Here is a 26270-nt window from a genome sequence, read left to right on the forward strand (position 1 = left end):
GACGTCGAAGAAGGTGAAGCACACCGAGGTGCAGACAAGCCCTACCAGCGGGCTTGTTCTTGCCTGACGTCTCCCCCCGAAAACAGCTGGACAGCGTCCGGAACTACAGGGGCGAGATCTGCGGCGCGACAAACGCAAAAAAGCCGCATAGGTGCTGAGATGACAGGCGAAGGCGCTCGTTACAATGGAACTCCATGGTTCACTGCACTCTCACCACTACCATCTCCACGACCGCTTCCTGCGGACCGTGTGAAGTGCCGTGAGTCCCAGTTGAACCACTTCCCAGGCCCGCCAGCGATGGACCGGGCCCTTTTTTTTGCACTTGCGTCGCCGGCACCACGCAAGGAGTTGTACTCATGTTTGCTCTGTTAGTCCTCGATGTTCAGGTCGGCCTGGTCCGAGGCCCTGAACCCATGTGGCGCTGCACCGAGGTGCTGGACACCATCAACACCTTGATGGAACAGGCCCGCCGTGCGGGAGCGCCAATTTTTCTGGCTCGTCACATCGGTCCCGTGGGAACGCCCATTGGCCCAGGCAGCCCACTGACCCAACTCGCACCCGAACTGCAACTGGACGGCAGTGAGGTTGTGTTCGAAAAACACCGCCCAAGCGCCTTTGCAGGCACCGATCTGTTGCAGCAGCTTCAAGCACGCAACGTGACCGGCCTGGTCATCACCGGCATGAAGACTCAGTACTGCGTGGACACCAATTGCCGGGTCGCTCGCGATCTGGGCCTTGATGCCGTCCTTATTGCGGATGGACATACTTGTGCCGACACCCCCCAGCTTGCAGCGCAGAAGATTGTGGAACACCACAACGCGACGCTGGCAGGGGCGTTTTGCGCGGTCATGCCCGCAAACGCCTGGGATTTCTCGGCACCGGTTCACACCTGATCTGCGGAGTCCGCCCATATTGAGGCACACGCGAGCGATTGCAGCGCCATTCGTCTTTCAGACCACCGGGCCATGGGCCAATGCCGACGGCCTGGTCCTGCCTTGCGCTGATTCCCTGACCTGTGCTTGTCCGACAAGGGCGTGCCTGGGCGGCACCCATGCTTGAGGCCATGAACACACCTCCTCCCAACACCCCTGGCCAAGTGCCCACGTCGTCGTCCCGCAACCGGTTCGCCACCAAGCGGACCATGTACATCGCCGCAGCCGTCGTGGCCGTGGCGCTGATGATGGTGTTTGCGCCCTGGTAGGCGCGATCCACTGTCATGGTCCCGCCCATGCCCGAAAGGGCATGAGAAAGCCCGCCATTTGGCGGGCTGTCGTTTTGGGGAATCGCTTGCCTCAGTGCGCAGGGTGCGCCGTCGGTGCTTGCGCCGTGGGGAGTCGGGCCAGCTTCTGCGAGCAATCGCTGCACACGTGCCACGCATGGAATTGGCGGGCGCCTGTGGCGGGCTTTTCCTGTTCGCACTGCATGCAGAAGACGGCAGGGGCCAGGTCCAGGAGCCGGATCGGCTCTCTGCCTTTCTTGGGACTACGCATAGCTCTCCTTCAAAGTGTTGCTCCTCGGTATCCATTGGGCGCCGGGTTGGAAAAGGCGGTCGTCAGCGGGCGCGCCAAGGCGCAGCAGAAGCCGGCGCCATCGAGGGTGCGTGTTCAACTTACAGCCAGGCCGTCTCACGATTGTGACTTTTGCATGACCGTGTGGGGAAGGCGCCGCAGCTGTTTGACAGCGTGCTTCGGGCAGCCCTAGAATTTTTGCTTCCATCCCTGCGACCATTGCGAGCCTGACATGAACCTGTGACGCCTTCGGACCTTCGTCCGACCCATCCCCCGAAGCCCTTTGCCGGCCGACGGCGGACGCCTGCGTCACCTCCTGCCTGTTCGTTGATTGCTCTGCGTTTCCTGAACGCAACCCGGCGTCGCCGTGCGGCCTCCTTTCGGAATTTTTGAAAGAGTGCCCATGACGGAATCCATCGATATCCTTGCCCACAACACGGCCGCCTGGAACCAGCAGGCTGCCAAGTCCTGCGACTGGTCGCGCCCGGTCGACAGCGCCGAAATAGCACGGGCCCGCGCCGGGAGCTGGCAGGCGCGGCTCACGCCAGGCCCCTTGCCTGCCGGCTGGCTGGATGATGTACGCGGCCTGCGCATCCTCTGCCTTGCCAGCGGCGGCGGCCAGCAGGCGCCCATCCTTGCGGCAGCGGGCGCCCAGGTCACCGTCTTCGACGCCTCAGCCGGCCAGCTTGCGCAGGACCGGCACGTGGCCGAGCGCGAAGGCCTTGCGCTGACCTGCGTGCAGGGCGATATGCGCGATCTGGGGGGCTTTGCAGACGCCAGCTTTGATGTGATCTTTCACCCCATCTCCAACCTCTACGTGCCCGATGTGCGGCCCGTGTGGCGTGAATGCGCGCGGGTGCTGACGACGGGCGGGCGTCTTCTGTCCAGCTTCTGGAATCCGGTGGTCTTCGTGGAGGACCGTGATCCTGCATTGCGCGAGCAAGGACTCGTGCGGCCCGCCTGGCGCCTGCCGTATTCCGATGTGGCGGATTTGCCGCCCGAGGCGATTGCGGCCAAGCGCGAGCGCAACGAGGCCCTGGTGTTCGGCCATACGCTGGCCGATCAGATCGGGGGGCAGTTGGATGCGGGGCTTGTGCTGACGGGCTTCCACGAGGACTGGCAGCCCCACGCCCGTTTTGTGATCGAGAAGTTCGTGCCGACCTTCATTGCGACACGTTCGATGAAGGTCTGAACGCGCTACCTACGGCCTGGACCGGCCTTGCCGCGCTCAGGTGCGCAAGGCCGGTATCCAGGTCTGTTGCTGGGCGGGTTCTGCCACGGGCTGCGCCGGTTGCGGTCGGGGAGCAGGGCCTTTGGCCTGGGGCGATGGCTGGGCCTGCCGCACCTGCTCGGCGCCGGACTTGGCCAGCAGCAGCATCACGGCCATGCAGATCAACGTCAGCAAGAGCACCACGCAAATGGGGCCCAGATCCACGGAGGCGATGTCCAGCCCCTTCAGCGACTGCCAGCGTTCTGAGCGTATTTCCAGCGGTTCTTCGGGATCGGCCATGACACCTCCACTGCGTTGAGTGTGCCTCCATGCTAGGCGCAAGTGAGCATGCAAACAATATGGGAACTTCGCCAGGATGCGAGGGTATACCGCAGGCAGCTACTTGACCCACATCAATTGCGCCGCCACGGCCAGGGCGATGGCCAGCAGCACCAGCAGCACCAGCCTTGCCACGATGGTGACCGCCTTGCGGCGCGCTGCTTTGCGGGTGTTGCGCGGACGAGGTGGGGTAGGCGGCGGCTGCGTGGCATCCAGGGCTGCAATTCTTTCCAGCCAGTCCTGGGTTGTTGGCAGGGCAGTGGCGGGCGGTGACGAGGACGGGGACGGGGACGAACCGGGCTTGCCGCGGTTCATGGCTCCAGCTCCTGCCGCATCTCTTCCAGCACCTCCAAGGCGCCCTGGATCATGGCTTGCCTGTGCTCCAGCGCAGCCTTCTGGGTCTGCAGCCGTTCCAGCTGCTCGGCTACCTGCGCCTCGTCGGCCCGCAGCTTCTTCAGCCGCTCCTGTATGGCCTCCATTTCCGGGGCGCTCATCTGCCAATCCTCCAGCATGCGAAGGGCGTGGCACGTGGCCCGGTCCCTTCTCACAATTCACACGAATGCCGGCAATTATCTGTGCGTCTTAGCGACTGGCTATGAATGAATTGATATAGATTGTCATCGGCTGGCGCAGAAGGGGGCCGAAAGCTTGCCGCTGCATGCGCACGGTGCTGCGCAGATCAGAGCAGCGCAGTTCAATGCGCGAGGAATTTGAGAAAGATCCGCCCCTGCCGGGTTCTGACCTCGGTCCCTTCGATAAAGCCCATCAGTCTGGCCGAGCCGTCCATGGAGTACAGCGCCGGCCCATCGATGCGGTAGATGAGCCTGGTCCCGCACCGGACGAATTCATCGCCTTCGACACGCCCGATTTCGTGTCCGCGCCCATCAAGCACAGTCCACGAGCGTCCTGCAATCATGGCCTCACCCGGCGGTTGCCGGTCCCCAAGTAAAAGCGTCAATCTAAGGAACGCTGGGCGTCTGAGTCTGAGCGAATCTGAGCAGTTGTGTAAAGCCGGGCCACCGATGCCTCGGGCGGTGCCCTGCGCAAATTCGTGTGCACCCGGCCCAAGCCGCACCACGCCGGCCAAAAGAAGCTGGCTGCGGTCTAGGGGCACTGCGCGCTTGGGCGCTTGAGTGGTGCGCAGGCAAGTAGAATTGTTTCATATCAAAGACATGCTGCTCTGAAAGTTGCAGCGACCGGGCCCGCTTGGCGGGCCTTGTGCATGGGGCGCCGTCCCGCAGCCTGTATCTGGGTGCATGTCCTGATTCTCTGTGGGCCCGGCCTGCGATCCAATCTCGCGCATGGGGCTGAGCCTTCTCGTCAAATTGCTCTCATTTATGAAGTTCTGCTGTCGCCAACCGGATGCGCCTGTGGCATTGCCTTGCGGCTTGCCTGGGGTCGGTTCCGTCCGGTGGACGCTGCGCTGCGGAGGGCGGAGGTGAACGAGCAGGCGCTGTACGATCTGGCCCCCGTTCTGGAGCTGATGCTGCTGGGCCTGTTGCTGGCGCTGGGACCCTTGGCCTGGGTGTGGCTGCGCAACCGCAACGGTGGCTCGCTCAAGCGGCTGCAGGCACTGTCGGTGCTGACGCTGTTCCTGACTTTCGACCTGGTGCTGTTCGGCGCCTTTACGCGTTTGACCGATTCCGGCCTGGGCTGCCCTGACTGGCCGGGCTGCTATGGCAGCGCCAGCCCCATGGGCGCCCGCGCGCAGATTGCCGAGGCGCAGGCCGCCATGCCCACCGGGCCGGTGACGCATGGCAAGGCATGGATAGAGATGGTCCACCGCTATCTGGCCACCACCGTGGGCGTGCTCATCATCGCCATGACCATCATGGCCTGGCGGCGTGCGCGCCGCCAGGGCAGGGCGGGTGGCGCCCAAGGCGTGGAAGGCGCACGGCGGGGGGCCATGAGCCCCTGGTGGCCCACGCTGGCGCTGTTCTGGGTCTGCCTGCAGGGTGCCTTTGGCGCCTGGACCGTGACCATGAAGCTGTTTCCGGCCATCGTGACCCTGCACCTGCTGGGCGGCACGGGCCTGCTGGCCTTGCTGTGCGTGCCCGCCGTGGGGCTGAGCCGGGCGGCACGCCAGCAGCAGGCAACGGTGATTTCCCCGGGCCTGCGTGCTCTGCTGTGGCTGGGCCTGGGCTTGCTGGTGCTGCAGGTGGCACTGGGTGGCTGGGTCAGCACCAACTATGCGGTGCTGGCCTGCAGCAGTTTTCCGACCTGCCAGGGCAGTTGGTGGCCGGCCATGGATTTTTCGCAGGCGCTGCAGATCTGGCGTCCGCTGGGCCTGCTGCAGGACGGCAGCAACATCAGCCTTGCGGGCCTCACGGCCATCCACTATCTGCACCGCCTTGCGGCCTATGTGGTGGTGGCCGCGCTTGCCGGGCTGTGGTGGCGGTTGGGCGAGGCGCCTGCCCTGGCGCCGCAGCGCCGCGTGCTGGCTGCGTTTTTGGTGTTGCAGGTGCTGACAGGCCTGTCGAACGTGGTGCTGGACTGGCCGCTGGTGGCTGCAGTGCTGCATACGGGTGGCGCAGCCGCGCTGGTGACCGTGATTGTTTGGTGCCTGGCGGCCAGTCGCCCGGGCACGCTGCGGGCCGGGTTGCCGGTTGCCCGTGGAGAGATTGCATGAGTAAACAAGCTTCCCTGAGTGTCGAGTCCTCACGCTGGACGCAGTTCTATGCCCTGACCAAGCCCCGCGTGGTGCAGTTGATCGTGTTCTGCGCGCTGATCGGCATGGTGCTGGCCGTGCCGGGCTGGCCCAACGCCGACCAGTGGCTGCACATGGCGCTGGCCTGCCTGGGCATCTGGCTGGTGGCGGGCGCCGCAGCGGCCTTCAACTGCCTGGTGGAGCGCCATATCGATGCGCGCATGAAGCGCACCTCCTGGCGGCCCACGGCGCGCGGGGAGCTGACCAGCCAGCAGGCCCTGGCCTTCTCGGCCATCCTGTGCACGCTGGGTGCGCTGGTGCTGCTGCTGTGCACCAATCCGCTGACCATGTGGCTGACGCTGGCCACCTTCGTGGGCTATGCCGTGATCTACACGGTGATCCTCAAGCCCGCCACGCCGCAGAACATCGTGATCGGCGGCGCCTCCGGCGCCATGCCGCCCGTGCTGGGCTGGGCCGCGATGACGGGCCAGGTCGGACCCGAGGCGCTGATCCTGTTTCTCATCATCTTCCTGTGGACGCCTCCGCATTTCTGGGCGCTGGCGCTGTACCGCGTGGAGGACTACCGCCAGTCGGGCCTGCCGATGCTGCCCGTCACGCATGGCAGCGAGTACACGCGGCTGCAGATCCTGCTGTACACGGTGATCCTGTTCGCAGCCTGCATGCTGCCCTTCATGTACGGCATGAGCTCCTGGCTGTACCTGGTGGTGGCCGTGGTGCTGAGCGTGGGCTTTTGCGGCTATGCCTTCGCGCTGTGGCGCAATTACTCGGACGAGCTGTCGCGCAGGACTTTCCGCTTCTCGCTGGTGCATCTGAGCGTGCTGTTCCTGGCACTGCTGATCGATCACTACCTCTGGCTGGGCTGATGGCCTGAGGGCCATGGCCGCGCAATGACAAACCGGGCCCTTGAGGCCCGGTTTGTCTTGGTGCCTGCCGTCTTACTTGATCTGCCGCTTTTCCAGCTTGCGCGCCAGCGTGCGCCGGTGCATGCCCAGGCGGCGTGCGGCCTCGGAGATGTTGAAGTCGCTCTCGGCCAGGGTTTCGTGGATGTGTTCCCACTCCAGTGTCTTGATGGAAGTGGGGTTGCGAGACAGCTCCACGTCGGTGCGGCCTTCGAGGCGGCCGAAGGCGGCCTCGATGTCGTCGGTGTTGGACGGCTTGGCCAGGTAGTGGCAGGCGCCGAGCTTGACGGCCTCCACGGCCGTGGCAATGCTGGCATAGCCGGTGAGCACGACGATCAGCGCCTCGGGGTTGTGCTGGTGCAGCATCTGCACGCAGCTCAGGCCCGAGGCATTGCCGGCCAGCTTGAGGTCCATGACGGCGTATTGCGGCGAATGCGTCTGCAGCAGCTCGCGCACTTCCTCGGCGCTGGCGGCCTGCAGCACGCGGTAGCCGCGCCGCTCGAACGATCGCGTCAGCGTGCGTGCAAACGTTGCATCGTCTTCAACCAGCAGCAGGAGGCGGGAGCTGTCCATGGGCGATTCGGGTTCCTGTGGGCGCCGCTTCAGGCGCCGGGTTCAATGGCAATCGATGACAGGGGCAGGCGGATCTCCACCTCGCTGCCCCTGGGCGGGGTGTTCCTCACCTGAACGCGTCCGCCCAGCGAGCGCGCCACGTTGAGCACCAGGAACAGGCCCAGTCCGCGGCCCGGGCGCTCCGTCTTGGTGGAGATATGGCGCTGGCCCAGCTGCTCCAGCACGGCAGGTGCAAAGCCGGGACCCTTGTCGCGCACGGTGATGCACAGCATGCCGGTGCGCACGGACAGGTGCAGCGCCACATGGCCGGGAGATGCCTCGGCGGCATTGTCGAGCACATTGCAAACCATTTGCTGCAACGCGGTATCCGAAAGAATGGGGAAGTCCTCTTCGGCCTGGACATAGTCGAAACGCTCCACCGCATGGCGTGACTGCCATTGGGCGACCACTCCATCCATGAAGGCATGCAAGGTCGTGGCCTGGGGCGCGTCGGCGCGGGTTTCGCCGGCGGACATGAGCACGCTGGAGACGATGGATTTGCAGCGCAGCAGCTGCTGCTGCATCTCCTGCAGGTCGGCGAGCAGATCGGGATCTTGCGTGATGACGGGCATGCGCTGCCAGTCGCCCAGGATGACGGACATGGTCGACAGCGGCGTGCCCAGCTCGTGCGCCGCGCCCGTGGCCAGCAGGCCCATGCGCACGATGTGCTCTTCCTCGCTGGCGCGCTGGCGCATGTTGGCCAGCCGCGCGTCGCGCCGTCGCAGGTTGGAGACGATGCGGCGCAGGAAGACCACCAGCAGCACCGTGGTCAGCCCGAAGCTGATCAGGATGCCGCTCACGTACAGGCCGGGCAGCCCGTCCGGTCCCGCCGCGCCAATGGGCAGGGGCCAGTGCACGATGGCCAGCACCAGGGTGCACAGCGAGGTGCTGGCAACGATGATCCAGGCGTGCACGGGCCTGAGCAGCACGGCGCCCAGAATGCCCTGCAGCAGGAACAGGTAGATGAAGGGATTGCTGGCGCCGCCGCTCAGATATAGCTGTATGGCCAGGGCGAGCACGTCGGCCAGCAGGGCCAGGAACAGGTTGCGCGCCGAGATCTGGCGGCGGTGGCTGCGGTACCAGTAGATGTAGCCGAGGTTGGTGAACACGCTGGCCATCAGCACCAGGGCCATGGCCGGCAGCGGCAGGTTGATGCCGAAGCCGTAGTGCACCAGGGAGATGGTGATCACCTGCCCGACCACGGCAAACCAGCGCAGCTGTATCAGCAGCTGCATGTTCTGGCGTTCGGTGGTGCGCTCGACGCGGAACAGGGACTCTGAAGGCGAATTCACGCGGGCGATTGTGCGCTACCGCAGGCAGCCGTGGCGCGGCAGGGTCTTGTAGAGGACTGAAGAAAAAGGGCCACCGATGTCATCGATGGCCCCATTGCCTGCGCAAGGCGGTTCTATGGCTTGTCGGCCGGCTGCCGGTCATTGCGCCTGACCAGCCAGGCGGCACCGACCACCATCAGCGCCAATCCGTACCAGGTCAGTGCGTAGACCAGGTGGCTGTTGGGAAAGCGGATCACGGTCATGCCCGGGCGCGGCCAGGTGCCGTCCGCCACGAGCTGGCCGGGCAGGCCGGCGTCGATGAAATAGGGCGCTGCCTTGCCAAGGCCCTGGGCCTGTGCAATGGCCGCCACATCGCGCGAGAACCAGCGCTGCTGAGCAGGATCGTTCTCGCGCAGAAAACCGCCGCGCGGCTCGCTGATGCGCAGCAGGCCGGACACCGTCACCTGGTCCTGGGATGCCTGCCCGGGCTGCGCCTGCCAGCGTGCGCGCTGCTCCGTGGGGATGAAGCCCCGGTTGACCAGCACCTGGCTGCCATCGTCCAGCTGCAGCGGCGTCAGCACCCAGAAGCCTGCTCCCAGCTCGGTCACGGCCTGGGTCAGCACGGTCTTGCCTGTCAGCCATTGGCCGCTGGCCTGCACGGCGCGGTATTCATGGTCGGCGGCCGTGATCTGCGGCCATTCGGTGGGCGGGGGCAGGGCAGCGGGCGCGGCGTGCACGCGCTGCTCCACGCGCTCTATGAGATCCAGCTTCCAGGCGCGGCGCTGCACCTGCCAGCTGCCCAGGAAGATGAAGCCCAAAAACAAGGCGATGCCCACCGAGATGAGCATCGCCTGAGCGAGTGGGCCGCGCCGGCGCGATGCGCCTGCGCGGCTGGAGGGCCCGGAGTTTCCGGATGCGGTCAAGGCGTGACCACGGCCGGTGCCGTCTGCGCCGCAGGATCGGTCGGCATGGTGTGCTGGGGCATCATGTTGGTGTTCATGTGGAACATGACCCACAGCGTGCCTGCGATGCCGATGGCCACGAAGACCACGGTGAAGATGGTGGACAGCAGGGTCCAGCCGCCTTCGATCTTGCCGTTCATGTGCAGGAAGAAGACCATGTGGACCAGGATCTGCACCACGGCGAAGCCGCCGAGCACCATCACGGCCGTCGAGCGGTCAGAGATGATGTTGCCCATCACCAGCCAGAACGGGATGGCCGTCAGGATGATCGAGAGCACGAAGCCCCACATGTAGCCCGAGAACGTGCTGTGCGGGCCGGCATCGTGGTGGTGGTCGTCATGGCCGTGATGGTCGTGGTGACCGTGGCCGGCGTGGATGTCGTGTGCAGCCATTTACAGCACCCCCATCAGATAAACAAAAGTGAAGACGCCGATCCAGACCACGTCCAAGAAGTGCCAGAACATCGACAGGCACATCAGACGGCGGTTGTTCTCGTGCGTCAGGCCGTGCTTGTTGATCTGGATCATCAGCGTGACCAGCCAGATCAGGCCGAAGGTCACGTGCAGGCCGTGGGTGCCCACCAGCGTGAAGAACGAGGACAGGAAGGCGCTGCGCTGAGGGCCAGCGCCCTCGTGCAGCAGGTGGGAGAACTCATAGAGTTCCAGGCCCAGGAAGCACAGGCCGAACAGGCCGGTGATGGCCAGCCACATCTGCGTGCCGCCCAGCTTGCCCTGCTGCTTTTGCAGCATGGCGAAGCCGAAGGTGATCGACGAGAGCAGCAGGAAGGCCGTGTTCATCGCCACCAGGGGCAGGTCGAACAGCTGGGCGCCCGTGGGGCCTGCAGCGTAGTTGCGGCCCAGCACGCCATAGGTGGCGAACAGCGCTGCAAAGATCAGGCAGTCGCTCATCAGGTAGAGCCAGAAGCCCAGAGCGGTGCCGTTTTCGGGATGGGGCTCCTCGGCGAGGTGGTACTCACGCGGGGCCAGGGCGGCAGCGCCGCCTGCGGTGTAACGGATATCAGACATGACGTGCCAGCTGTTGTGTGCGCAGTTCTTCCGTGGCCGCGACTTCCGCGGCGGGGATGTAGTAGTCGCGCTTGTAGTTGAACGTGTGGATGATCGACGCCAGCACGGTGGCGGCGAAGGACACGATGGCCAGGGGCCACATGTGCCAGATCATCGCGAAGCCGAAGACCGTGGACAGCGCAGCGATCACGACACCGGCGCCGGTGTTGGCGGGCATGTGCACGGGCTTGAAGCCGGTCAGCGGACGCTGGTAGCCGTGCTTCTTCATATCCCACCAGGCATCGATCTCATGCACCACGGGCGTGAAGGCGAAGTTGTACTGGGGCGGGGGCGAGGATGTGGCCCACTCCAGCGTGCGGCCTTCCCATGGATCGCCGGTTTCGTCACGCAGCTGGTCGCGCTTGAAGTAGCTGACCACGAGCTGCATCAGGAAGCTGCCGATGCCCAGGGCCACCAGGCCTGCGCCGCAGGCGGCGATGATGAACCAGATCTGCAGCGAGGGGTCCTCGAAGTGGTTGGCGCGGCGCGTCACACCCATCAGGCCCAGCACGTACAGCGGCGTGAAGGCCACCCAGAAGCCGACCAGCCAGAACCAGAAGGAGCACTTGCCCCAGAACTCATCGAGCTTGTAGCCGAAGGCCTTGGGGAACCAGAAGTTGATGCCGGCGAACACGCCGAATACCACGCCGCCGATGATCACGTTGTGGAAGTGGGCGATCAGGAACAGGCTGTTGTGCAGCACGAAGTCGGCCGGGGGAACGGCCAGCAGCACGCCGGTCATGCCGCCGATGGCGAAGGTGCACATGAAGCCCACGGTCCACAGCATCGGCACGGTGAAGCGGATGCGGCCGCGGTACATGGTGAACAGCCAGTTGAAGATCTTGGCGCCCGTCGGGATCGAAATGATCATCGTCGTGATGCCGAAGAACGTGTTCACGCTGGCGCCCGAGCCCATGGTGAAGAAGTGGTGCAGCCACACCAGGTAGGACAGGATGGTGATACACACCGTCGCGTACACCATGGAGGTGTAGCCGAACAGGCGCTTGCGGCTGAAGGTCGAGACGATCTCGGAGAAGATGCCGAAGCACGGCAGGATCAGGATGTAGACCTCGGGGTGGCCCCAGATCCAGATCAGGTTCACGTACAGCATGGGGTTGCCGCCCAGGTCGTTCGTGAAGAAGTTCGTGCCGACGTAGCGGTCCAGCGACATCAGCACCAGGGCTGCGGTCAGGATGGGGAACGAGGCCACGATCAGCGCGTTGGTGCACAGGGCAGTCCAGGTGAAGACGGGCATCTTCATCAGGTTCATGCCGGGTGCGCGCATCTTGATGATGGTCACGATCAGGTTGATGCCCGACAGCGTGGTGCCGACACCGGCCACCTGCAATCCCCAGATGTAGTAGTCAAGCCCCACCCCCGGGTTCTGCGCCCCCAGGTTGGACAGGGCCAGCCAGCCGGAGGTGGAGAACTCGCCCAGGAACAGCGAGATCATCACCAGCACGGCGCCGCCCGTGGTCATCCAGAAGCTGAAGTTGTTCAGGAACGGGAAGGACACGTCGCGGGCGCCGATCTGCAGCGGCACCAGGTAGTTCATCAGGCCGGTCACGAAGGGCATGGCCACGAAGAAGATCATGATCACGCCGTGGGCCGTGAAGATCTGGTCGTAGTGGTGCGGAGGCAGGTAGCCCAGGTTGTCGCCGAAGGCCATGGCCTGCTGCAGGCGCATCATCAGCGCATCTGCGAAGCCGCGCAGCAGCATGACCAGACCGAGGATCATGTACATGATGCCGATCTTCTTGTGGTCGATGCTGCACAGCCAGTCACGCCACAGCGGGCCCCACAGGCGGAACTTGGTGAGAAGGCCCAGCACGCCGAGGCCGCCGAGCACCACGGCGATGAAGGTCACCAGCACGATGGGCTCATGCGCCATCGGGATGGAGTCCCAGGTGATGCGTCCCAGCAGCCAGTGGGCCTGTGCCGGGGAGGTATGTTCAGACATATCGAGTCTCTTAGGTCGTTTTGGAACGGGCGGCGGGCTGGCCGTCGTCCGCTTCCGCTATCTGCTTATTGCTGTGCGCTGGCGGCCGAGCCGTCGCGCTGGTCCAGGAAGGCCACGACGCGGTCGGCGTTTTGCACCGTGCACACATCCTGGGGCAGGTTCATGCCCACGGCCTTGAGATAGGCTTCACCGCCTGCGGCATCGATGGCCATCATGTGGTGCATGCACATCTTGCCTTCCTCGACGCAGCGGTTGAGCACCTTGTCGTACAGGCCTTCGTCCACGGTGGCGAAGCGCTCGACCGGGTTGCGCTCGCTGGGCTTGACCAGATTCAGGTAGGTGTCGCGGTTCAGGGCCTTGCCTTCGGACTTGGCCTTGGCAACCCACTGCTCGAATTCCTCGTCGCTGAGGCCGTGGAACTTGAACGTCATGCCCGAGAAGCCGGCGCCGCTGTAGTGCGATGCCAGGCCGTGGAACACACCGGTCTTGTTGATCACTGCGTTCAGCTCGGTCTGCATGCCGGGCATGGCATAGATCATGCCGGCCAGGTCAGGCACGTAGAAGGCGTTCATCGTCGAGGTGGCGGTCAGCTTGAAGTGGATGGGACGATCCACGGGAGCGGCCAGCTCGTTGACGGTGGCGATGCCCTTTTCAGGGATGAAGAACAGCCACTTCCAGTCCATGGCCACGACCTGCACTTCCAGCGGCTTGACATCGGTGCTCAAGGGCTTGGAGGCCGAGACGCGGTCCAGCGGGCGGTAGGGGTCGAGCTTGTGGGTGCTGATCCAGGTGATGGCGCCCAGCGCGATGATGATCATCAGCGGCACGGACCAGATCACCAGCTCCAGCGTGGTGGAGTGGTGCCATTCGGGGTCGTAGTGGGCCTCGGTGTTCGACTGGCGGTATTTCCAGGCGAACAGCAGCGTGAGGATGATCACCGGGATGATGATGATCAGCATCAGCAAGGTGGCCGTGACCACCAGGTTGCCTTGCTGCGCGGCGATATCGCCGGCCGGGTTGAGCACGACGGCTTTGCTGCAGCCAGTGAGACTGGCTGTCAAAGCGGCCGCGGTGAGCCACGCAGGCCCACGGAGTTCCTTGATTTTTAGCATGCTAGGGGCGCAACAAGAGCGCGTTTACATAGAAACGCGGATTACAAGATCCGGGCAAATGTATTACGAAGTATAAATTTGTCCATTGGACATTTTGTCCAACGTCAAGGAGAAGCCGGGAACTTTCTGCTACCTGGCGGGGCAGGCAGCGGGGTCCCGGCGATCCGGAGGCCGCATTTTTCGGCCGCGCGCAGCAGGAAAAACACCAAGTCCGGTCGAGGTGAAACCGCCTTGCGCCAGATCAAGCGAGGGCGTAGAACGGAGCTGTCAGTGAGACGAGACAAGGAGCATCCATCTATGAGCGGCCTCGACACAACTGCAAGCTTCCCCAACGGAAGCTACGAAAGCAAGGAATCTCTGTCCCGCGCCGACACCCACGAAGATGTCACGCCCAACGAGATCGCCGTCGGCGTGATCCTGGGGCGATCCTCGGAGTACTTCGACTTCTTCGTGTTCGGCATCGCCTGCGTGCTGGTCTTCCCGGCACTGCTGTTCCCTTATCTTTCCAAGCTTGACGGCACGTTGATGTCGTTCGGCATCTTCGCGCTGGCCTTCGTGGCGCGGCCGTTGGGCACGGCGCTGTCCATGGCCGTGCAGCGGCGCTGGGGCCGGGCGACCAAGCTGACGCTGGCGCTCTTCCTGCTGGGCGTGTGTACGGTGGGCATGGCCTTCCTGCCCAGCTACCAGCAGGCGGGCGTGAACGCCATCATCGTGCTGGCGCTGCTGCGCATCGGCCAGGGCATTGCACTGGGCGGCTCCTGGGACGGCCTGCCGTCGCTGCTGGCCATGTCGGCGCCCCAGAACCGGCGGGGCTGGTATTCGATGATCGGGCAGCTGGGTGCGCCGCTGGGCTTTGTGCTGGCGGCAGGCCTGTTTGCCTTCATCTATGCCCATGTGGATGCCGACGAGTTCCTCAGCTGGGGCTGGCGCTATCCCTTCTGCGTGGCCTTTGCCATCAACGTGGTGGCACTGTTTGCCCGGTTGCGCCTGGTGGTGGGCCAGTCCTACACCGAGCTGCTGGCGCAGCGCGAGCTGGAGCCCATGGGCGTGGTGCCGCTGATGCGCGACGAGGGCCGCAACGTGGTCATCGGCGCCTTTGCAGCCCTTGCCAGCTTTGCGCTCTTCCACCTGGTGACCATCTTCCCGCTGTCCTGGATCTCGCTGTATTCGGACCAGTCGGTGAACCATGTGCTGGGCGTGCAGATCGTTGGCGCCTTCTGTGCGGCCGGCGCCATCATGGTTTCGGGCTGGCTGGCCGACCGAGTGGGGCGGCGCAACACGCTGGGCACCATGGCCTGCCTGATCGGCATCTTCAGCTTTGTGGCTCCCTGGCTGCTGGGCAGCGGCACCACGGGCAACAACGTGTTCATCATCGTCGGCTTCATCCTGCTGGGCCTGTCCTACGGGCAGGCGGCAGGCACGGTGACGGCCAACTTCCCCTCGCGCTATCGCTATACGGGCGCGGCCCTGTCCTCGGACATGGCCTGGCTGGTCGGCGCGGCCTTTGCCCCGCTGGTGGCGCTGGGCGTGTCCTCGCGCTTCGGCCTGGTGGCGCTGGGCATCTATCTGCTGTCGGGCGCGCTGTGCACGCTGGCGGCGCTGGGCATCAACCGGGCCATCGAGACGCGCGACTGAACGGGCCCTTGCAAGCCAAAGGCCGGCTCTGCCGGCCTTTTTTGTCGCCGGGCCGCCCCAAGGCAAAAAGCTGGCCCCCTGGGGGGCAGCGGACCTTGCGAAGCAGGGGAGCGTGGGGGCATTTTCCGTTGCGGCTCCGCCTCAGGGGTTTTCACCGTAGCGCTGCTTGAAGTCGAATTCGAGCCTGTCGCAGTCCTGCACCGATTCAAACTGCTGCGTCTTGCGCTCGGCCTCTGGCCGCGCGGTTTCCTTGCGGCAGATCTTGATGGTTTCGCGCTCCACCCAGCGCGCCTCGCCTTCGGGCGTGGACAGCAGCTGCCCGGCCAGCATGAGCACACCGAAGAAAGCCACGGGCAGGCCGATGAGCCAGGGCACGATGCGGCTTTTGCCTGGTTGGGCCGGTTCGGCGGAATGAGGCTCGGGTGTCGGTGGTTGCGCCATGGTGTGCTTGCTGTGGTTCCGGCTGGCGATTATCCAGGGCGCCCATCGCGCGCAGTCTGAGCGGGATCAGGGAACGGCGAGATCGCCTGTGCTAGCCATCTCCCCCATCTCCTGCATCAGCCATTTCTCCAGCGCAAGAATGTCGGCCCTGCGGCTCGGATGGGGCGCCACCCACAGCTGCAGGCGCCGCGGACCGGCCAGCGCGGCGGGCTGGAGATCGTGCTCAAGGGCGGGCAGATGGGAGGAGAGGCCTTCTTTGGCCACGTGCGTGATGGAGGCTAGGCAGGGCTCGCTGCCGCGACGATGGGGCAAACCTATAATGCGCGTTGGTCCCGACGGGACACCCTCCCGCCAGGGACAGCGCCCCGCGTGCGCGCTCCGAACTCCTAGACACCATGAGCACACCCACTTTCACCGTTGCCGACATTCGCAAGAGCTTTCTGGACTTTTTCGCATCCAAGGGCCACACCATCGTGGAGTCGAGCCCCCTGGTGCCCGGCAACGACCCGACGCTGATGTTCACCAACTCGGGCATGGTCCAGTTCAAGGACGTGTTCCTGGGTACCGACAAGCGCCCCTACACGCGTGCCACCTCGGTGCAGACCTGCCTGCGCGCAGGCGGCAAGCACAACGACCTGGAAAACGTGGGCTACACGGCCCGCCACCACACCTTCTTCGAGATGCTGGGCAACTGGTCCTTTGGCGACTACTTCAAGCGCGAGTCGCTCAAGTGGGCCTGGGAACTGCTGACCGAGGTCTACAAGCTGCCCAAGGAGCGCCTGCTGGCCACGGTCTACGCCGAGGACGACGAGGCCTACGACATCTGGACCAAGGAAATCGGCCTGCCTCCCGAGCGCGTGATCCGCATCGGCGACAACAAGGGCGGCCGCTACAAGAGCGACAACTTCTGGATGATGGCCGACACCGGCCCCTGCGGCCCCTGCTCGGAAATCTTCTACGACCACGGCGCGCACGTGGCCGGCGGCCCTCCGGGCAGCCCTGACGAAGACGGCGACCGCTTCATCGAGATCTGGAACAACGTGTTCATGCAGTTCGACATGGACGAGCAGGGCAACGTCAAGCCGCTGCCCGCCCCCTGCGTGGATACCGGCATGGGCCTGGAGCGCCTGGCCGCCATCCTGCAGCATGTGCACAGCAACTACGAGATCGACCTGTTCCAGGCACTGATCAAGGCGGCTGCGCGCGAGACGCACATTGCCGACCTCGAGACCCCGTCGCTCAAGGTCATTGCCGACCACATCCGCGCCACCTCCTTCCTGGTGGCCGACGGCGTGATCCCGTCCAACGAAGGCCGGGGCTACGTGCAGCGCCGCATCGTGCGCCGCGCCATCCGCCACGGCTACAAGCTGGGCCAGAAGACTCCGTTCTTCCACAAGCTGGTCAAGGACCTCGTGGCCGTGATGGGCGACGCCTATCCCAAGATCCGCGAGCAGGAAGCGCGCATCACCGAAGTGCTCAAGGTCGAGGAAGAACGCTTCTTCGAGACCCTGGCCAACGGCATGGAAATCCTGGATGCGGCGCTGGCCGGTGGCGCCAAGGTGCTGCCCGGCGACGTGGCCTTCAAGCTGCACGACACCTACGGCTTCCCGCTGGACCTGACCAACGACGTCTGCCGCGAGCGTGGCCTGGGCGTGGACGAGGCAGGCTTTCAGGCCGCCATGGAAGAACAGAAGAACAAGGCCCGCGCGGCTGGCAAGTTCAAGATGGACCGCGCCCTCGAGTACACGGGCCAGGCCAATGCCTTCACCGGCTACCAGAAGCTGGCCGAGGCCGCCAAGGTGGTCGCGCTGTATGCCGAAGGCAGCGCCGTGCAGGAACTCAAGGCCGGCCAGAGCGGCGTGGTCGTGCTCGACACCACACCCTTCTACGCCGAGTCCGGCGGCCAGGTGGGCGACCAGGGCGTGATCAGCACCGCAGGCGCGCGCTTCGCGGTCGAGGACACGCTCAAGATCAAGGCCGATGTGTTCGGCCACCATGGCGTGCTGGAGTCCGGCAGCCTGAAGGTGGGCGATGCCGTGCAGGCCGAGGTGGACACGCAGCTGCGTGCCGCCACCATGCGCAACCACTCGGTCACGCACATCATGCACAAGGCCCTGCGCGAAGTGCTGGGCGACCACGTGCAGCAAAAGGGCTCGCTGGTCAACGCCGAGCGCACGCGCTTCGACTTTGCCCACAACCAGGCCGTGACCGCTGCCGAGATCCGCGAGATCGAGCGCCGCGTGAACGCCGAGATCCTGGCCAACACGCCCACCGACGCGCGGGTGATGGACATCGAATCGGCCAAGGCCACGGGCGCCATGATGCTGTTCGGCGAGAAGTACGGCGACTCCGTGCGCGTGCTGGACATCGGCACCAGCCGCGAGCTGTGCGGCGGCACCCACGTGCAGCGCACGGGCGACATCGGCCTGTTCAAGGTGGTGGGCGAAGGCGGCGTGGCCGCTGGCGTGCGCCGCATCGAGGCGGTGACCGGCGAGAACGCGCTGGCCTACCTGCAATCGCTGGAATCCACGGTGGACCAGGCGGCCGCCGCGCTGAAGGCGCCGACGGCCGAGCTGAACACCCGCATCGGCGGCGCGCTGGAGCAGATCCGTGCGCTGGAGAAGGAAGTGGCTGCGCTCAAGGGCAAGCTCGCTTCCAGCCAGGGCGACGAACTGGCCGGTCAGGCCGTCGACGTCAAGGGCATCAAGGTGCTGGCCGCCAGGCTGGAAGGCGCCGATGCCAAGACCCTGCGCGAGACCATGGACAAGCTCAAGGACAAGCTGGGCGCCGCCGCCATCGTGCTGGCGGCGGTCGATGGCGACAAGGTGCAGCTGGCTGCCGGCGTGACCAAGGCCGAGACCTCGCGCATCAAGGCTGGCGAGCTGGTGAACTTCGTGGCCAGCCAGGTCGGCGGCAAGGGCGGCGGCAAGCCCGACATGGCCATGGCCGGTGGCACGGATGCAGCGGGCCTGCCGGCCGCGCTGGCCGCCGTGCAGGCCTGGGTGGCAGAGCGCGCCTGATCCAGCTGCGCGGCAGATGATTGCTGCTGCTCCCGCTTCGGGACGCCCCGGTGGATTCCTCCACCGGGGCGTCTTGCCGTGGGCGCTGCGCATGGCGTGCGTGATGGGCGTGGTGGCGCAATCGGCCGCTGCCGCCGCGCAAAGCGTGGTCTTCATCAACCCCGGCCGGTCCGACGAGCGCTACTGGACCACGGTCAGCGAGGCCATGCAGGACGCGGCCAGCAGCCTGGGCATGCAGCTGCAGGTGCGCTATGCGCAGCGCGACCACCTGCGCCCCATCGAGATCGCGCGGCAGATCGCGGCCCTGCCCAAGGCGCAGCGGCCCCGCTACGTGATGTTCACCAACGACTACAGCGTGGCGCCCGAAATCCTGCGCACGCTGGAGGCGGCAGGCATAGACAGCTTCATGGCCTTCAGTGGCGTGCCCGAGACATTGCGTGGCCAGACCGGCGTGGCGCGGGAGCGCTATCGCCACTGGCTGGGCAGCCTGGAGCCGGGCGCCGAAGAGGCCGGCTACCTCACGGCCAAGGCCTTGTTCGCCGCCGCGCGGGCGTCGGGCCACGCGCGTGCGGCCGATGGCCGGCTGCACATGGTGGCCATTGCCGGCGACCGCTCCACGCCCTCGTCGGTGGAGCGCAATGCCGGCATGCGCCGCGCAGCGGCCGAGGCCGGCGACGTGGTGCTGCAGCAGGAAGTCTTTGGCGAATGGCGCCGGGAACGCGCCGAGCAGCAGGCGGCCGTGCTGTTCCAGCGCTATCCCGAAGTGCGCCTGGTGTGGGCCGGCAACGACGAGATGGCCTTTGGCGCCATGCAGGCCTGGCGCGCGCGCGGGGGAGCGCCCGGGCACGATGCCTTCTTCAGTGCCATCAATTCATCGGCCGCCGCCATGACGGCGCTGCGCACGGGCGAGCTGAGCGCATTGGCGGGCGGCCATTTCCTCACGGGCGCCTGGGCTCTGGTCATGCTGTACGACCATGCGCACGGCAGCGATTTCGCCACCGAAGGGCTGGAGCAGGTGCGGCCCATGTTCGCCTTGCTGGACAAGTCCCAGATCGACCGCTACGAGCACAGGATCAGCGCGCCCCTGGCTCCGCTGGACTTTCGCAGCTACAGCAAGCACCTCAATCCCCGGCTGCGGCGCTACGGATTCGAGTTGAAGCACCTGCTGCGCTGAGCGCCTTCCATGCCCCGCTTCCGTTCGATCGCCTCCTTGCTGATTGTGCGCATCATGCTGCTGGCCGTGGCCTGCATGCTGGTGTTCGGCGGTGCCCACGCCTGGTGGGAGTACCGCAAGGGGCAGCAGGAGTTTCGCCGTTCCATGGAGACGGTGGTGACCAACAGCATGATCTCGCTGTCGGCAGCGCTGTGGGATATAGAGCCTGCCCTGGTGCACGAGCAGGTGCAGTGGCTGGGCCGGCTGCCCCTGGTCGGCCATGTGCAGCTGCGCGTCACCTCCACGGGCGAGATGTACGAGGCCGGCGAGCCCAGGGATGGCCAGGCCCCCGCCGTGTCCATGGCCATTGCGGCGCCCAGGCACAGCCAGTCCAGCTTGCCGCTGGGTGAGTTGCAGGTCTGGGAAAACCGGGGCCACTACCTGGAGGTGCTGCGCGACTCCACGCTGCGCGTGCTGCTGGGCTACGCGCTGTTCACGGCCCTGGTCTGCCTGATGGTGGCCTGGGTGATGCGCCGCGAACTTCGCCAGCCGCTGCAGCAGATTGCAGGCTTTGCGGCCAGCCTCAAGCCCAACGAGCTGTCGCGGCCACTGGTGCTGGAGCGGACCCGGCGCGGCCAGCACGACGAGATCGATCTGGTGGTGCAGGGCTTTGCCCAGCTGCAGCATGACCTGCGCGGCCACATCGAGCATCTGGACCTGCTGGTGGCCCAGCGCACCGGGCAACTGCAGGAGCTGGTGGAAGAGGTCAAGCGCATGTCGCTGACCGACGCGCTGACCGGCTGCCTCAACCGGCGCGCCATGGACGAGCGCCTGGCGACCGAGGTCGTCCAGAGCCGGGACCGGGGCGCGGCGCTGAGCGTGATGTTCGTGGACGTGGACCACTTCAAGCGGGTGAACGACAGGCACGGCCATGCCGCTGGCGACGCCGCGCTGCGCGAGGTGGCGCTGCGCTGCCAGCGTGCGCTGGAGCTGGATTCGTCGGCGCACTGGATGGCGCGCTACGGCGGGGAGGAGTTCCTGATCGTGATCCCTGGTGTCGCTGCGGCCCGGGCCGGGGCACTGGCCGGTCAACTGCGCGAGACCGTGCGCACCACGCCCGTGCATGTCCACGGGCTGGATCTGATGCTGACGGCCAGCTTTGGCGTGGCCCAATTGCGTGGCGGCGAGGGCGTGCAGCAACTGCTGCAGCGTGCCGATGCCATGCTCTACGAGGCTAAGCACGCCGGGCGCGACTGCGTGCGCGTGGCCGACACGGCCTGACCGACCCGGCCTGACCTCAGGTCGGGCTCAGAACAGTTCGATGTCGTTGCTGTTCACCTGTGGTGCCAGCAATCCCTGGGTGATCAGGTCGCCGTAGTACCAGGTCTGGTTGCGGCCATGTTCCTTGGCGTGGTAGAGCGCCTGGTCGGCATGCCCCAGAACCTCCACGGGCGCGCCCGTGCCCATGGCGGCAAATCCCGCGCTCACGGTGATGCGGCCGACCTGGGGAAACTCGTAGCTCTCCACATCGTGGCGCAGGCGCTCCAGCGCCTTGCGCGCATTGGCCAGGCTGACCGAGCGCAGCAGCACCACGAACTCCTCTCCGCCGAAGCGGAATACGCGGTCCTTGGCATCGAAGCAGCTGCGCAGGATGTTGGCCACCAGGATCAGCACCTCGTCGCCATACAGATGGCCGAAGCGGTCGTTGATGCGCTTGAAATGGTCGATGTCGATGGCGGCCAGCCACTGGCCCGGAACATCTTGCGTGGCCACGCCAGGCATGGCTGCCGGCGGCTCCTGCAGAGACAGGCGCAGGAACTGCTCGTCGAAGGTCTTGCGGTTGAGCAGGCCGGTCAGCGCGTCGCGCTCGCTGTAGTCCAGCAGGCTCTGGTAGTTGTGATAGACGCCGAAGATGCCTTGGATCACATCCAGCCGGCTGGGCGAGAAGGCCGTGGACTGGGCAATCTCCAGGCAGTGGTAGGCCGTCTCCTGGCGCCACAGCGGCAGCCACAGCACATGGCGGCCATCGGGCTGCACGGCCGAGGCGACCAGGGCGCGCTGCTGCAGGGCCTGCTGCAGCGAGGGCATGGAGGACAGCTCCACGCTCTGCGGGTCGTACAGGGCCTCGGCATCGGTGGACATGACCTCATCGCCCTGGCTCCAGGTGCGCGCACGCACGCAGTGCCTGCCGTCAGGCATGGCGAACAGCTCCAGCGCCCGCACCTGCACCACGCCGTTGAGCTTGAACAAGGTGGACAGCACCGAGATTTCCAATCGCAGATGGTCCCGGTGGGCCGTCATCTCGACCAGATTCTGTAGCAATGGCTGCATGCGAGGCCTTGTCTTGGAGGAGGGCGCGACCGGCTCAGCGGCGCTCAAACACCAGATCCCATACGCCGTGGCCCAGGCGGATGCCGCGGTTCTCGAACTTGGTCAGCGGCCGGTAGTCGGGCTTGGCGGCATAGCCTTGTGCCGTGTTGGCCAGCAGGGGCTCGGCGCCCAGCACTTCCAGCATCTGCACTGCGTAGGGTTCCCAGTCGGTGGCGCAGTGGATGTAGCCACCGGGGCGCAGCCGGCGCGCCAGCTTGGCCACCAGCGGCTCCTGGATCAGGCGGCGCTTGTTGTGCTTCTTCTTGTGCCAGGGATCGGGAAAGAAGATGTGCACGCCGTCGAGGCTGGCCTCGGGCAGCATGTTGTCTATGACTTCGACGGCGTCGTGCTGCAGGATGCGGATGTTGGTGATGTCCTGCTCGCCAATGCGCTTGAGCAGGGCGCCCACGCCAGGCTCGTGCACCTCGCAGCAAAGGAAGTTGTCGTCGGGGCGCACGCGCGCAATGTGTGCCGTGGCCTCGCCCATGCCGAAGCCGATCTCCAGGATCAGCCGGCCCTGGCGGCCATAGGTGGCTGCTGCGTCCAGCGGCGCGGCCTGGTAGTTGAGCACGAAGCGCGGGCCCAGTTCCTCAAAGGCCTTGGCCTGGCCGGTCGTGGTGCGGCCGGCGCGGCGCACATAGCTTTTGATGGTCTTGGGATGGGCCACGCCCTCGGGCGGCTGGCCGGTACGCGCGGCCGCAGGCGTGGAGGGTGAAGGGCAATCATGCGGCGTGCCGGAGGCAGCGGGCATGGTGTTCGGGATGTCGCCGTCCATGGACTGCTCGGCGTGGGAGGAAGGAATTGGGTTCACGGGCTCAATTGTATGTATGGCGCCAGCTCCGTACCCAGAACTGCAGCGCTTCGCCCAATGCGGTCTGTGGAGAAGGCTGGGGCAGGCCCAGGTGGGTGGCGGCGGTGCGAAGCGTGGCCAGGGGGACGCTCAGGTCCAGGGCGGGGGCGCCGTGCTGCTTGGAAAGTTTCTCGCCGTCAGGCATGAGCACCAGCGGCGTATGCAGGTACTGCGGGGCGGGCAGGCCCAGGGCGCGCTGCAGCAGCATCTGGCGGGGCGTATTGTCGGCGAGGTCGGCGCCGCGCACCACATGGGTGACGCCCTGCAGGCCGTCATCGACGACCACGGCCAGCTGATAGGCCCACAGGCCATCGGCCCGGCGCAGCACGAAGTCGCCGACGCTGTGGGTCACGTCCTGCTGCTGTGCGCCCATGCGGCGGTCCAGCCAGTGCAGCACGGGGTGGCGGCCGGCAAAGTGGTCCAGCGCAAAGCGCCAGGCGCGGGGGCTCTTGCCATGCAGGCCGTCGCGGCAGGTGCCGGGGTAGGGGCGCTCCACATGGCGTTCATGGATCCAGCCCAGATGGTCCCAGGCGGCCTCGATGTCCTTGCGTGTGCAGCCGCAGGGATAGGCCAGGCCGCTGGCCTTGAGCTGCTCCACAGCGGCCTCGTAGAGGGCGCCGCGGCGGGATTGCCAGACCGGCTCCTCGTCGGGCAGCAGGCCGCAGGCGGCGAGCTGGCCCAGGATGGCCATGTCGGCACCGGGCTGGCAGCGCGGGGGATCTATGTCCTCGATGCGCACCAGCCAGCGCCCGCCGTGGGCCCGGGCATCCAGCCAACTGGCCAGCGCTGCCACCAGGGAGCCTGCGTGCAGCAGGCCCGTGGGCGAGGGCGCAAAGCGGCCCACATAGGGGGAGGCCGCGGTGGCAATGCCGGGATCGGGGGACTGAGGGACGGCGCAAATCATCGGGGCCGGATGTTAAAGCCTCGCGCCGCCCCTTGCCATGACCTGGGAGCCGGACACTGCCTCGGCTCAGTCCGCAACCATGGCCAGCGCCATCTCCAGCCCCGAGACGAAGGCATCCTCGACACGGCGGCCAATGCACCAGTCGCCGCACAGGCCCAGGCCGGCGTCCTTGTTGCGCAAATGGCTGCTGCCCAGCGGCGACAGGGTCTGGGCATGGGGCCAGAGATAGACGCTGGCATGGCGGGGGGGGATGCGGATGCGCGTGATCTCGCCAAAGGCCTTCTGCATCTTGGCCAGCACGCGGGGCGCGTCGTCGGAGCGGTGCTCCTGGGACCATTGGGGGCTGGCCAGCACGGTCCATCGCTCGCTCTGGGAGCGTCCCGGCTTGGACGATTCGCGCGCCACCCAGACCGCACGCTCATGGGTGGTACGGGCTGCATTCCACTGTGGGCCCAGGGTGGACAGGCCGGCCTCGGTGGCCATGGGATAGGACAGCGTCAGCGCCCAGCACGGTGCCATCTCCACGGCCGCCATGCCCTGCACCAGCGACAGGGCCAGGGGCGTGGTCTGCAGCAGCTGGCGCGCCTGGGGCGCGGGCAGGGCGAGTATCACTTCATCGAATCCGGTGCGGATCTGCGTGGTCGGCTCGGTCGTCTCCACATGCAGGCTCCAGCCGCGCGATCCGGGCTGGCGTTCGAGCTTGGTCACGCGCTGGCCCAGATGCAGGCGGTCGGCGTCCCACAGCGGCGCGGCCCAGGCCATGGGCAGGGCCTGCATGTCGGGCGTGGCCACCCAATGGGCCTCGGTGGGTGCGGGTGCGGCGCTGGACTGGCGACCCTGCGCATCCAGCACGCGCAGCGTGCTCACGCTCCAGGGGCGGCACAGGCCGGGCACGGTCTGCAGGGCCAGCTCGAAGCGCTTGTCGCGCACGGTGAAATACTGCGCGCCGATGTCGAAGGCGCCATGCGCGGCGTTGACCGAGCGCATGCGCCCGCCCACCTGGGGCAGCCGTTCGTAGACATGGACATCGTCGCCGGCCTGCATCAGCGTGCGGGCGCAGGCCAGGCCCGCCATGCCGGCACCGATCACGGCGATGCGGCGCGCGCCGGCCTTGGGGCGCGCCTTGGAGGCTTCGGGGGGCTTGGTGGCCTTTTTCTTGACCGTGGACTTGGAGGCGGCGCGGGAAGCGTTCATGGAGCAGACCTTTGCGGGCAGTGGCAGATTCCGGGAAGCATGTCCTTGCCGGCCTGCTTCGCCGCAGCGGCGGAGCAGGCCGGGACCTGTAACCACTCTACACCCGCACAGACCGCCCGGCGGCGTGCGCCAACTCAATGTCGGTGATGATTTTCCATGAGAGCGCGGCGCGTGGCGGGGCTTTCCAGCTGCTGCAGCCACCACTGCAGCGCGCGCGGCGGGTCCTGCTGCGGCGGGCAGGACCATGCGTAGTGCATGCGCACATTGCGCGAGGGCCGGGCGACCTGGCGCGTTACCAGCAGGCCGGCCTGCACATAGACGTCGGCCATGAAATGGGGCAGGAAGCCGCAGCCTATGCCGCGCACCTGGGCCTCGATCTTGGCCTGCATGGAGTCCACGGTGAAGATGTCCTGGCCGCTGAGCAGGCCCATGCTGGCGCTGTCGCGCAGGCCTGAATCGGCCACGGCGATGATGCGGTGCTGCAGCAGCGTCGCGTCGGTGATGGGCTCGGGCGCCGTGGCCAGCGGATGGTGGGGCGCCACGGCAAAGACGAAGTCCAGCTCGCCCAGCTCGCAGGCCTGCAGGCCTGCCACGTTGCTGGAGTTGACGGCCACGCCGATGGCCAGGTCGGCGCGGCCCGAGGTCAGCGTCTCCAGCGTGCCGGTGAGGATGCCGTCGCGCAGCTTCAGCCGCGTGGGCGGCTGCATGGCGTAGAAGGCCTCGACCAGTTCCAGCATGGGCGTGCGCGCCACGGCGCCGTCCACCACGATGGTCAGATGCGGCTCCCAGCCCGTGGCCACACGGCGCACGCGGTGGGCCACGGTGTCGATCTCATGCAGCAGCCGGGTGCCTTCGCGCAGCAGTTCCCGGCCGGCCTCGGTGGGCTGGGCGTGGCGCGAGCGGCGGTCGAACAGCAGCACGTCCAGCGCATCCTCGATCTGGCGCACGCGGTAGGTCAGGGCACTTGGCACCAGGCCCAGCTGGCGTGCGGCGGCGGCAAAGCTGCCGGCCTCGGCAATGGCCTGGAGCATGGCCAGGCTGTCGGGAGTGAGCACGTCGCGGGGGCTGGGCATGGGGCGTTATGGATTCAAAAGCTTT

27 protein-coding genes are annotated in these 26270 nt (G+C 66.2%); 9 read left to right on the forward strand and 18 right to left on the reverse strand.

Features of this window, described 5'->3' with window-relative positions:
- The first annotated feature begins 356 nt into the window (after nt 1–356).
- From AAN986_RS12140 to AAN986_RS12150, 3 genes are all read left to right on the forward strand, one after another.
- Entirely contained in the window at nt 357–893 is a 537-nt protein-coding gene (locus AAN986_RS12140) for a cysteine hydrolase family protein (protein ID WP_080945370.1), read from the forward strand.
- Between the two features lie 170 nt (nt 894–1063).
- Nucleotides 1064–1201 carry a hypothetical protein gene (locus tag AAN986_RS12145; protein ID WP_162233967.1) on the forward strand — a complete coding sequence of 46 codons (138 nt, stop codon included), beginning with the start codon at nt 1064–1066 and terminating at the stop codon, nt 1199–1201.
- Between the two features lie 710 nt (nt 1202–1911).
- The gene (locus AAN986_RS12150) at nt 1912–2700 is read left to right on the forward strand and encodes a class I SAM-dependent methyltransferase (RefSeq protein ID WP_047216987.1); all 789 of its coding nucleotides are present in this window, start codon (nt 1912–1914) and stop codon (nt 2698–2700) included.
- Nucleotides 2701–2736: 36 nt separating this feature from the next.
- Here AAN986_RS12150 and AAN986_RS12155 read toward each other — a convergent pair whose 3' ends face one another.
- The 4 genes from AAN986_RS12155 to AAN986_RS12170 form a co-directional block, all read right to left on the reverse strand.
- Entirely contained in the window at nt 2737–3018 is a 282-nt protein-coding gene (locus AAN986_RS12155) for a hypothetical protein (RefSeq protein WP_016447192.1), read from the reverse strand.
- A 99-nt stretch (nt 3019–3117) separates the two neighbouring features.
- Nucleotides 3118–3372: a hypothetical protein gene (locus AAN986_RS12160; protein ID WP_047216988.1), complete on the reverse strand. Its 255-nt coding sequence runs from the start codon at nt 3370–3372 to the stop codon at nt 3118–3120.
- Nucleotides 3369–3551 (reverse strand): hypothetical protein, encoded by a 183-nt coding sequence (locus tag AAN986_RS12165; protein ID WP_016447190.1) that lies wholly within the window; start codon nt 3549–3551, stop codon nt 3369–3371. The genes AAN986_RS12160 and AAN986_RS12165 overlap by 4 nt, the downstream gene beginning before the upstream one ends.
- A 200-nt stretch (nt 3552–3751) precedes the next feature.
- Entirely contained in the window at nt 3752–3973 is a 222-nt protein-coding gene (locus tag AAN986_RS12170; protein ID WP_017403888.1) for a hypothetical protein, read from the reverse strand.
- 522 nt (nt 3974–4495) lie between these two features.
- On the opposite strand from AAN986_RS12170, the gene AAN986_RS12175 reads away from it, so the two are divergent.
- Both AAN986_RS12175 and cyoE read left to right on the forward strand, forming a co-directional pair.
- A complete protein-coding gene (locus AAN986_RS12175; protein ID WP_016451655.1) occupies nt 4496–5686 on the forward strand; it encodes a COX15/CtaA family protein in 1191 nt (396 codons plus the stop codon).
- The gene (gene cyoE, locus AAN986_RS12180) at nt 5683–6588 is read left to right on the forward strand and encodes a heme o synthase (RefSeq protein WP_016447188.1); all 906 of its coding nucleotides are present in this window, start codon (nt 5683–5685) and stop codon (nt 6586–6588) included. The genes AAN986_RS12175 and cyoE overlap by 4 nt, the downstream gene beginning before the upstream one ends.
- A gap of 72 nt (nt 6589–6660) precedes the next feature.
- Here cyoE and AAN986_RS12185 read toward each other — a convergent pair whose 3' ends face one another.
- From AAN986_RS12185 to cyoA, 7 genes are all read right to left on the reverse strand, one after another.
- Nucleotides 6661–7197 carry a response regulator transcription factor gene (locus AAN986_RS12185; RefSeq protein ID WP_012205888.1) on the reverse strand — a complete coding sequence of 179 codons (537 nt, stop codon included), beginning with the start codon at nt 7195–7197 and terminating at the stop codon, nt 6661–6663.
- A 29-nt stretch (nt 7198–7226) separates the two neighbouring features.
- Complete coding sequence (locus AAN986_RS12190; protein WP_016447187.1) at nt 7227–8528, reverse strand: ATP-binding protein; 1302 nt, start codon at nt 8526–8528, stop codon at nt 7227–7229.
- 113 nt (nt 8529–8641) lie between these two features.
- Entirely contained in the window at nt 8642–9355 is a 714-nt protein-coding gene (locus AAN986_RS12195; RefSeq protein ID WP_047216989.1) for an SURF1 family protein, read from the reverse strand.
- 71 nt (nt 9356–9426) lie between these two features.
- Entirely contained in the window at nt 9427–9861 is a 435-nt protein-coding gene (gene cyoD, locus AAN986_RS12200; protein WP_047216990.1) for a cytochrome o ubiquinol oxidase subunit IV, read from the reverse strand.
- The gene (cyoC, locus tag AAN986_RS12205; protein WP_016447184.1) at nt 9862–10494 is read right to left on the reverse strand and encodes a cytochrome o ubiquinol oxidase subunit III; all 633 of its coding nucleotides are present in this window, start codon (nt 10492–10494) and stop codon (nt 9862–9864) included. It lies immediately after the preceding gene.
- Nucleotides 10487–12493 (reverse strand): cytochrome o ubiquinol oxidase subunit I, encoded by a 2007-nt coding sequence (gene cyoB / locus AAN986_RS12210; RefSeq protein ID WP_016447183.1) that lies wholly within the window; start codon nt 12491–12493, stop codon nt 10487–10489. Before cyoB ends, cyoC begins: the two co-directional genes overlap by 8 nt.
- A 65-nt stretch (nt 12494–12558) precedes the next feature.
- Entirely contained in the window at nt 12559–13605 is a 1047-nt protein-coding gene (gene cyoA / locus AAN986_RS12215; RefSeq protein ID WP_016447182.1) for a ubiquinol oxidase subunit II, read from the reverse strand.
- A gap of 297 nt (nt 13606–13902) precedes the next feature.
- Here cyoA and AAN986_RS12220 point away from each other — a divergent pair, with 297 nt between their 5' ends.
- Entirely contained in the window at nt 13903–15240 is a 1338-nt protein-coding gene (locus tag AAN986_RS12220; protein WP_016447181.1) for an MFS transporter, read from the forward strand.
- A 141-nt stretch (nt 15241–15381) separates the two neighbouring features.
- On the opposite strand, the gene AAN986_RS12225 is transcribed toward AAN986_RS12220, so the two are convergent.
- Nucleotides 15382–15681: a hypothetical protein gene (locus AAN986_RS12225; RefSeq protein ID WP_047216991.1), complete on the reverse strand. Its 300-nt coding sequence runs from the start codon at nt 15679–15681 to the stop codon at nt 15382–15384.
- Between the two features lie 66 nt (nt 15682–15747).
- Complete coding sequence (locus tag AAN986_RS12230; protein WP_156179747.1) at nt 15748–15993, reverse strand: hypothetical protein; 246 nt, start codon at nt 15991–15993, stop codon at nt 15748–15750.
- Between the two features lie 83 nt (nt 15994–16076).
- Here AAN986_RS12230 and alaS point away from each other — a divergent pair, with 83 nt between their 5' ends.
- From alaS to AAN986_RS12245, 3 genes are all read left to right on the forward strand, one after another.
- The gene (gene alaS / locus AAN986_RS12235; protein ID WP_016447179.1) at nt 16077–18701 is read left to right on the forward strand and encodes an alanine--tRNA ligase; all 2625 of its coding nucleotides are present in this window, start codon (nt 16077–16079) and stop codon (nt 18699–18701) included.
- Between the two features lie 91 nt (nt 18702–18792).
- Nucleotides 18793–19875 carry an ABC transporter substrate-binding protein gene (locus AAN986_RS12240; RefSeq protein WP_016447178.1) on the forward strand — a complete coding sequence of 361 codons (1083 nt, stop codon included), beginning with the start codon at nt 18793–18795 and terminating at the stop codon, nt 19873–19875.
- Nucleotides 19876–19884: 9 nt separating this feature from the next.
- Entirely contained in the window at nt 19885–21135 is a 1251-nt protein-coding gene (locus AAN986_RS12245) for a GGDEF domain-containing protein (protein WP_047216993.1), read from the forward strand.
- 27 nt (nt 21136–21162) lie between these two features.
- On the opposite strand, the gene AAN986_RS12250 is transcribed toward AAN986_RS12245, so the two are convergent.
- From AAN986_RS12250 to AAN986_RS12270, 5 genes are all read right to left on the reverse strand, one after another.
- Complete coding sequence (locus tag AAN986_RS12250) at nt 21163–22185, reverse strand: GGDEF domain-containing protein (protein ID WP_016447176.1); 1023 nt, start codon at nt 22183–22185, stop codon at nt 21163–21165.
- A gap of 34 nt (nt 22186–22219) precedes the next feature.
- Nucleotides 22220–22975 carry a tRNA (guanosine(46)-N7)-methyltransferase TrmB gene (trmB, locus tag AAN986_RS12255; RefSeq protein WP_197065211.1) on the reverse strand — a complete coding sequence of 252 codons (756 nt, stop codon included), beginning with the start codon at nt 22973–22975 and terminating at the stop codon, nt 22220–22222.
- A gap of 64 nt (nt 22976–23039) precedes the next feature.
- The gene (gene gluQRS / locus AAN986_RS12260) at nt 23040–23978 is read right to left on the reverse strand and encodes a tRNA glutamyl-Q(34) synthetase GluQRS (RefSeq protein ID WP_047216994.1); all 939 of its coding nucleotides are present in this window, start codon (nt 23976–23978) and stop codon (nt 23040–23042) included.
- A 66-nt stretch (nt 23979–24044) separates the two neighbouring features.
- Entirely contained in the window at nt 24045–25172 is a 1128-nt protein-coding gene (locus tag AAN986_RS12265; RefSeq protein ID WP_349335679.1) for an FAD-dependent oxidoreductase, read from the reverse strand.
- Nucleotides 25173–25306: 134 nt separating this feature from the next.
- Nucleotides 25307–26245 carry a LysR family transcriptional regulator gene (locus AAN986_RS12270; RefSeq protein ID WP_016447172.1) on the reverse strand — a complete coding sequence of 313 codons (939 nt, stop codon included), beginning with the start codon at nt 26243–26245 and terminating at the stop codon, nt 25307–25309.
- Nucleotides 26246–26270 lie beyond the last annotated feature (25 nt).

This window comes from Delftia sp. DS1230 (genome assembly GCF_040112715.1).
GTDB classification, from domain to species: domain Bacteria; phylum Pseudomonadota; class Gammaproteobacteria; order Burkholderiales; family Burkholderiaceae_C; genus Comamonas; species Comamonas tsuruhatensis.

Bases quoted from the DNA above. Each gene is read 5' to 3' on its own strand.
- alaS (WP_016447179.1), top strand. From the start codon at position 16,077: ATGAGCACACCCACTTTCACCGTTGCCGACATTCGCAAGAGCTTTCTG.
- AAN986_RS12270 (WP_016447172.1), bottom strand. From the start codon at position 26,245: ATGCCCAGCCCCCGCGACGTGCTCACTCCCGACAGCCTGGCCATGCTC.
- AAN986_RS12160 (WP_047216988.1), bottom strand. From the start codon at position 3,372: ATGAACCGCGGCAAGCCCGGTTCGTCCCCGTCCCCGTCCTCGTCACCG.
- gluQRS (WP_047216994.1), bottom strand. From the start codon at position 23,978: ATGATTTGCGCCGTCCCTCAGTCCCCCGATCCCGGCATTGCCACCGCG.
- AAN986_RS12185 (WP_012205888.1), bottom strand. From the start codon at position 7,197: ATGGACAGCTCCCGCCTCCTGCTGCTGGTTGAAGACGATGCAACGTTT.
- cyoB (WP_016447183.1), bottom strand. From the start codon at position 12,493: ATGTCTGAACATACCTCCCCGGCACAGGCCCACTGGCTGCTGGGACGC.
- AAN986_RS12145 (WP_162233967.1), top strand. From the start codon at position 1,064: ATGAACACACCTCCTCCCAACACCCCTGGCCAAGTGCCCACGTCGTCG.
- cyoA (WP_016447182.1), bottom strand. From the start codon at position 13,605: ATGCTAAAAATCAAGGAACTCCGTGGGCCTGCGTGGCTCACCGCGGCC.
- AAN986_RS12195 (WP_047216989.1), bottom strand. From the start codon at position 9,355: ATGCTCATCTCGGTGGGCATCGCCTTGTTTTTGGGCTTCATCTTCCTG.
- AAN986_RS12170 (WP_017403888.1), bottom strand. From the start codon at position 3,973: ATGATTGCAGGACGCTCGTGGACTGTGCTTGATGGGCGCGGACACGAA.
- AAN986_RS12250 (WP_016447176.1), bottom strand. From the start codon at position 22,185: ATGCAGCCATTGCTACAGAATCTGGTCGAGATGACGGCCCACCGGGAC.
- AAN986_RS12240 (WP_016447178.1), top strand. From the start codon at position 18,793: ATGGCGTGCGTGATGGGCGTGGTGGCGCAATCGGCCGCTGCCGCCGCG.
- AAN986_RS12220 (WP_016447181.1), top strand. From the start codon at position 13,903: ATGAGCGGCCTCGACACAACTGCAAGCTTCCCCAACGGAAGCTACGAA.
- AAN986_RS12140 (WP_080945370.1), top strand. From the start codon at position 357: ATGTTTGCTCTGTTAGTCCTCGATGTTCAGGTCGGCCTGGTCCGAGGC.
- AAN986_RS12245 (WP_047216993.1), top strand. From the start codon at position 19,885: ATGCCCCGCTTCCGTTCGATCGCCTCCTTGCTGATTGTGCGCATCATG.
- cyoD (WP_047216990.1), bottom strand. From the start codon at position 9,861: ATGGCTGCACACGACATCCACGCCGGCCACGGTCACCACGACCATCAC.
- AAN986_RS12150 (WP_047216987.1), top strand. From the start codon at position 1,912: ATGACGGAATCCATCGATATCCTTGCCCACAACACGGCCGCCTGGAAC.
- trmB (WP_197065211.1), bottom strand. From the start codon at position 22,975: ATGCCCGCTGCCTCCGGCACGCCGCATGATTGCCCTTCACCCTCCACG.
- AAN986_RS12165 (WP_016447190.1), bottom strand. From the start codon at position 3,551: ATGAGCGCCCCGGAAATGGAGGCCATACAGGAGCGGCTGAAGAAGCTG.
- AAN986_RS12225 (WP_047216991.1), bottom strand. From the start codon at position 15,681: ATGGCGCAACCACCGACACCCGAGCCTCATTCCGCCGAACCGGCCCAA.
- AAN986_RS12265 (WP_349335679.1), bottom strand. From the start codon at position 25,172: ATGAACGCTTCCCGCGCCGCCTCCAAGTCCACGGTCAAGAAAAAGGCC.
- cyoC (WP_016447184.1), bottom strand. From the start codon at position 10,494: ATGTCTGATATCCGTTACACCGCAGGCGGCGCTGCCGCCCTGGCCCCG.
- cyoE (WP_016447188.1), top strand. From the start codon at position 5,683: ATGAGTAAACAAGCTTCCCTGAGTGTCGAGTCCTCACGCTGGACGCAG.
- AAN986_RS12155 (WP_016447192.1), bottom strand. From the start codon at position 3,018: ATGGCCGATCCCGAAGAACCGCTGGAAATACGCTCAGAACGCTGGCAG.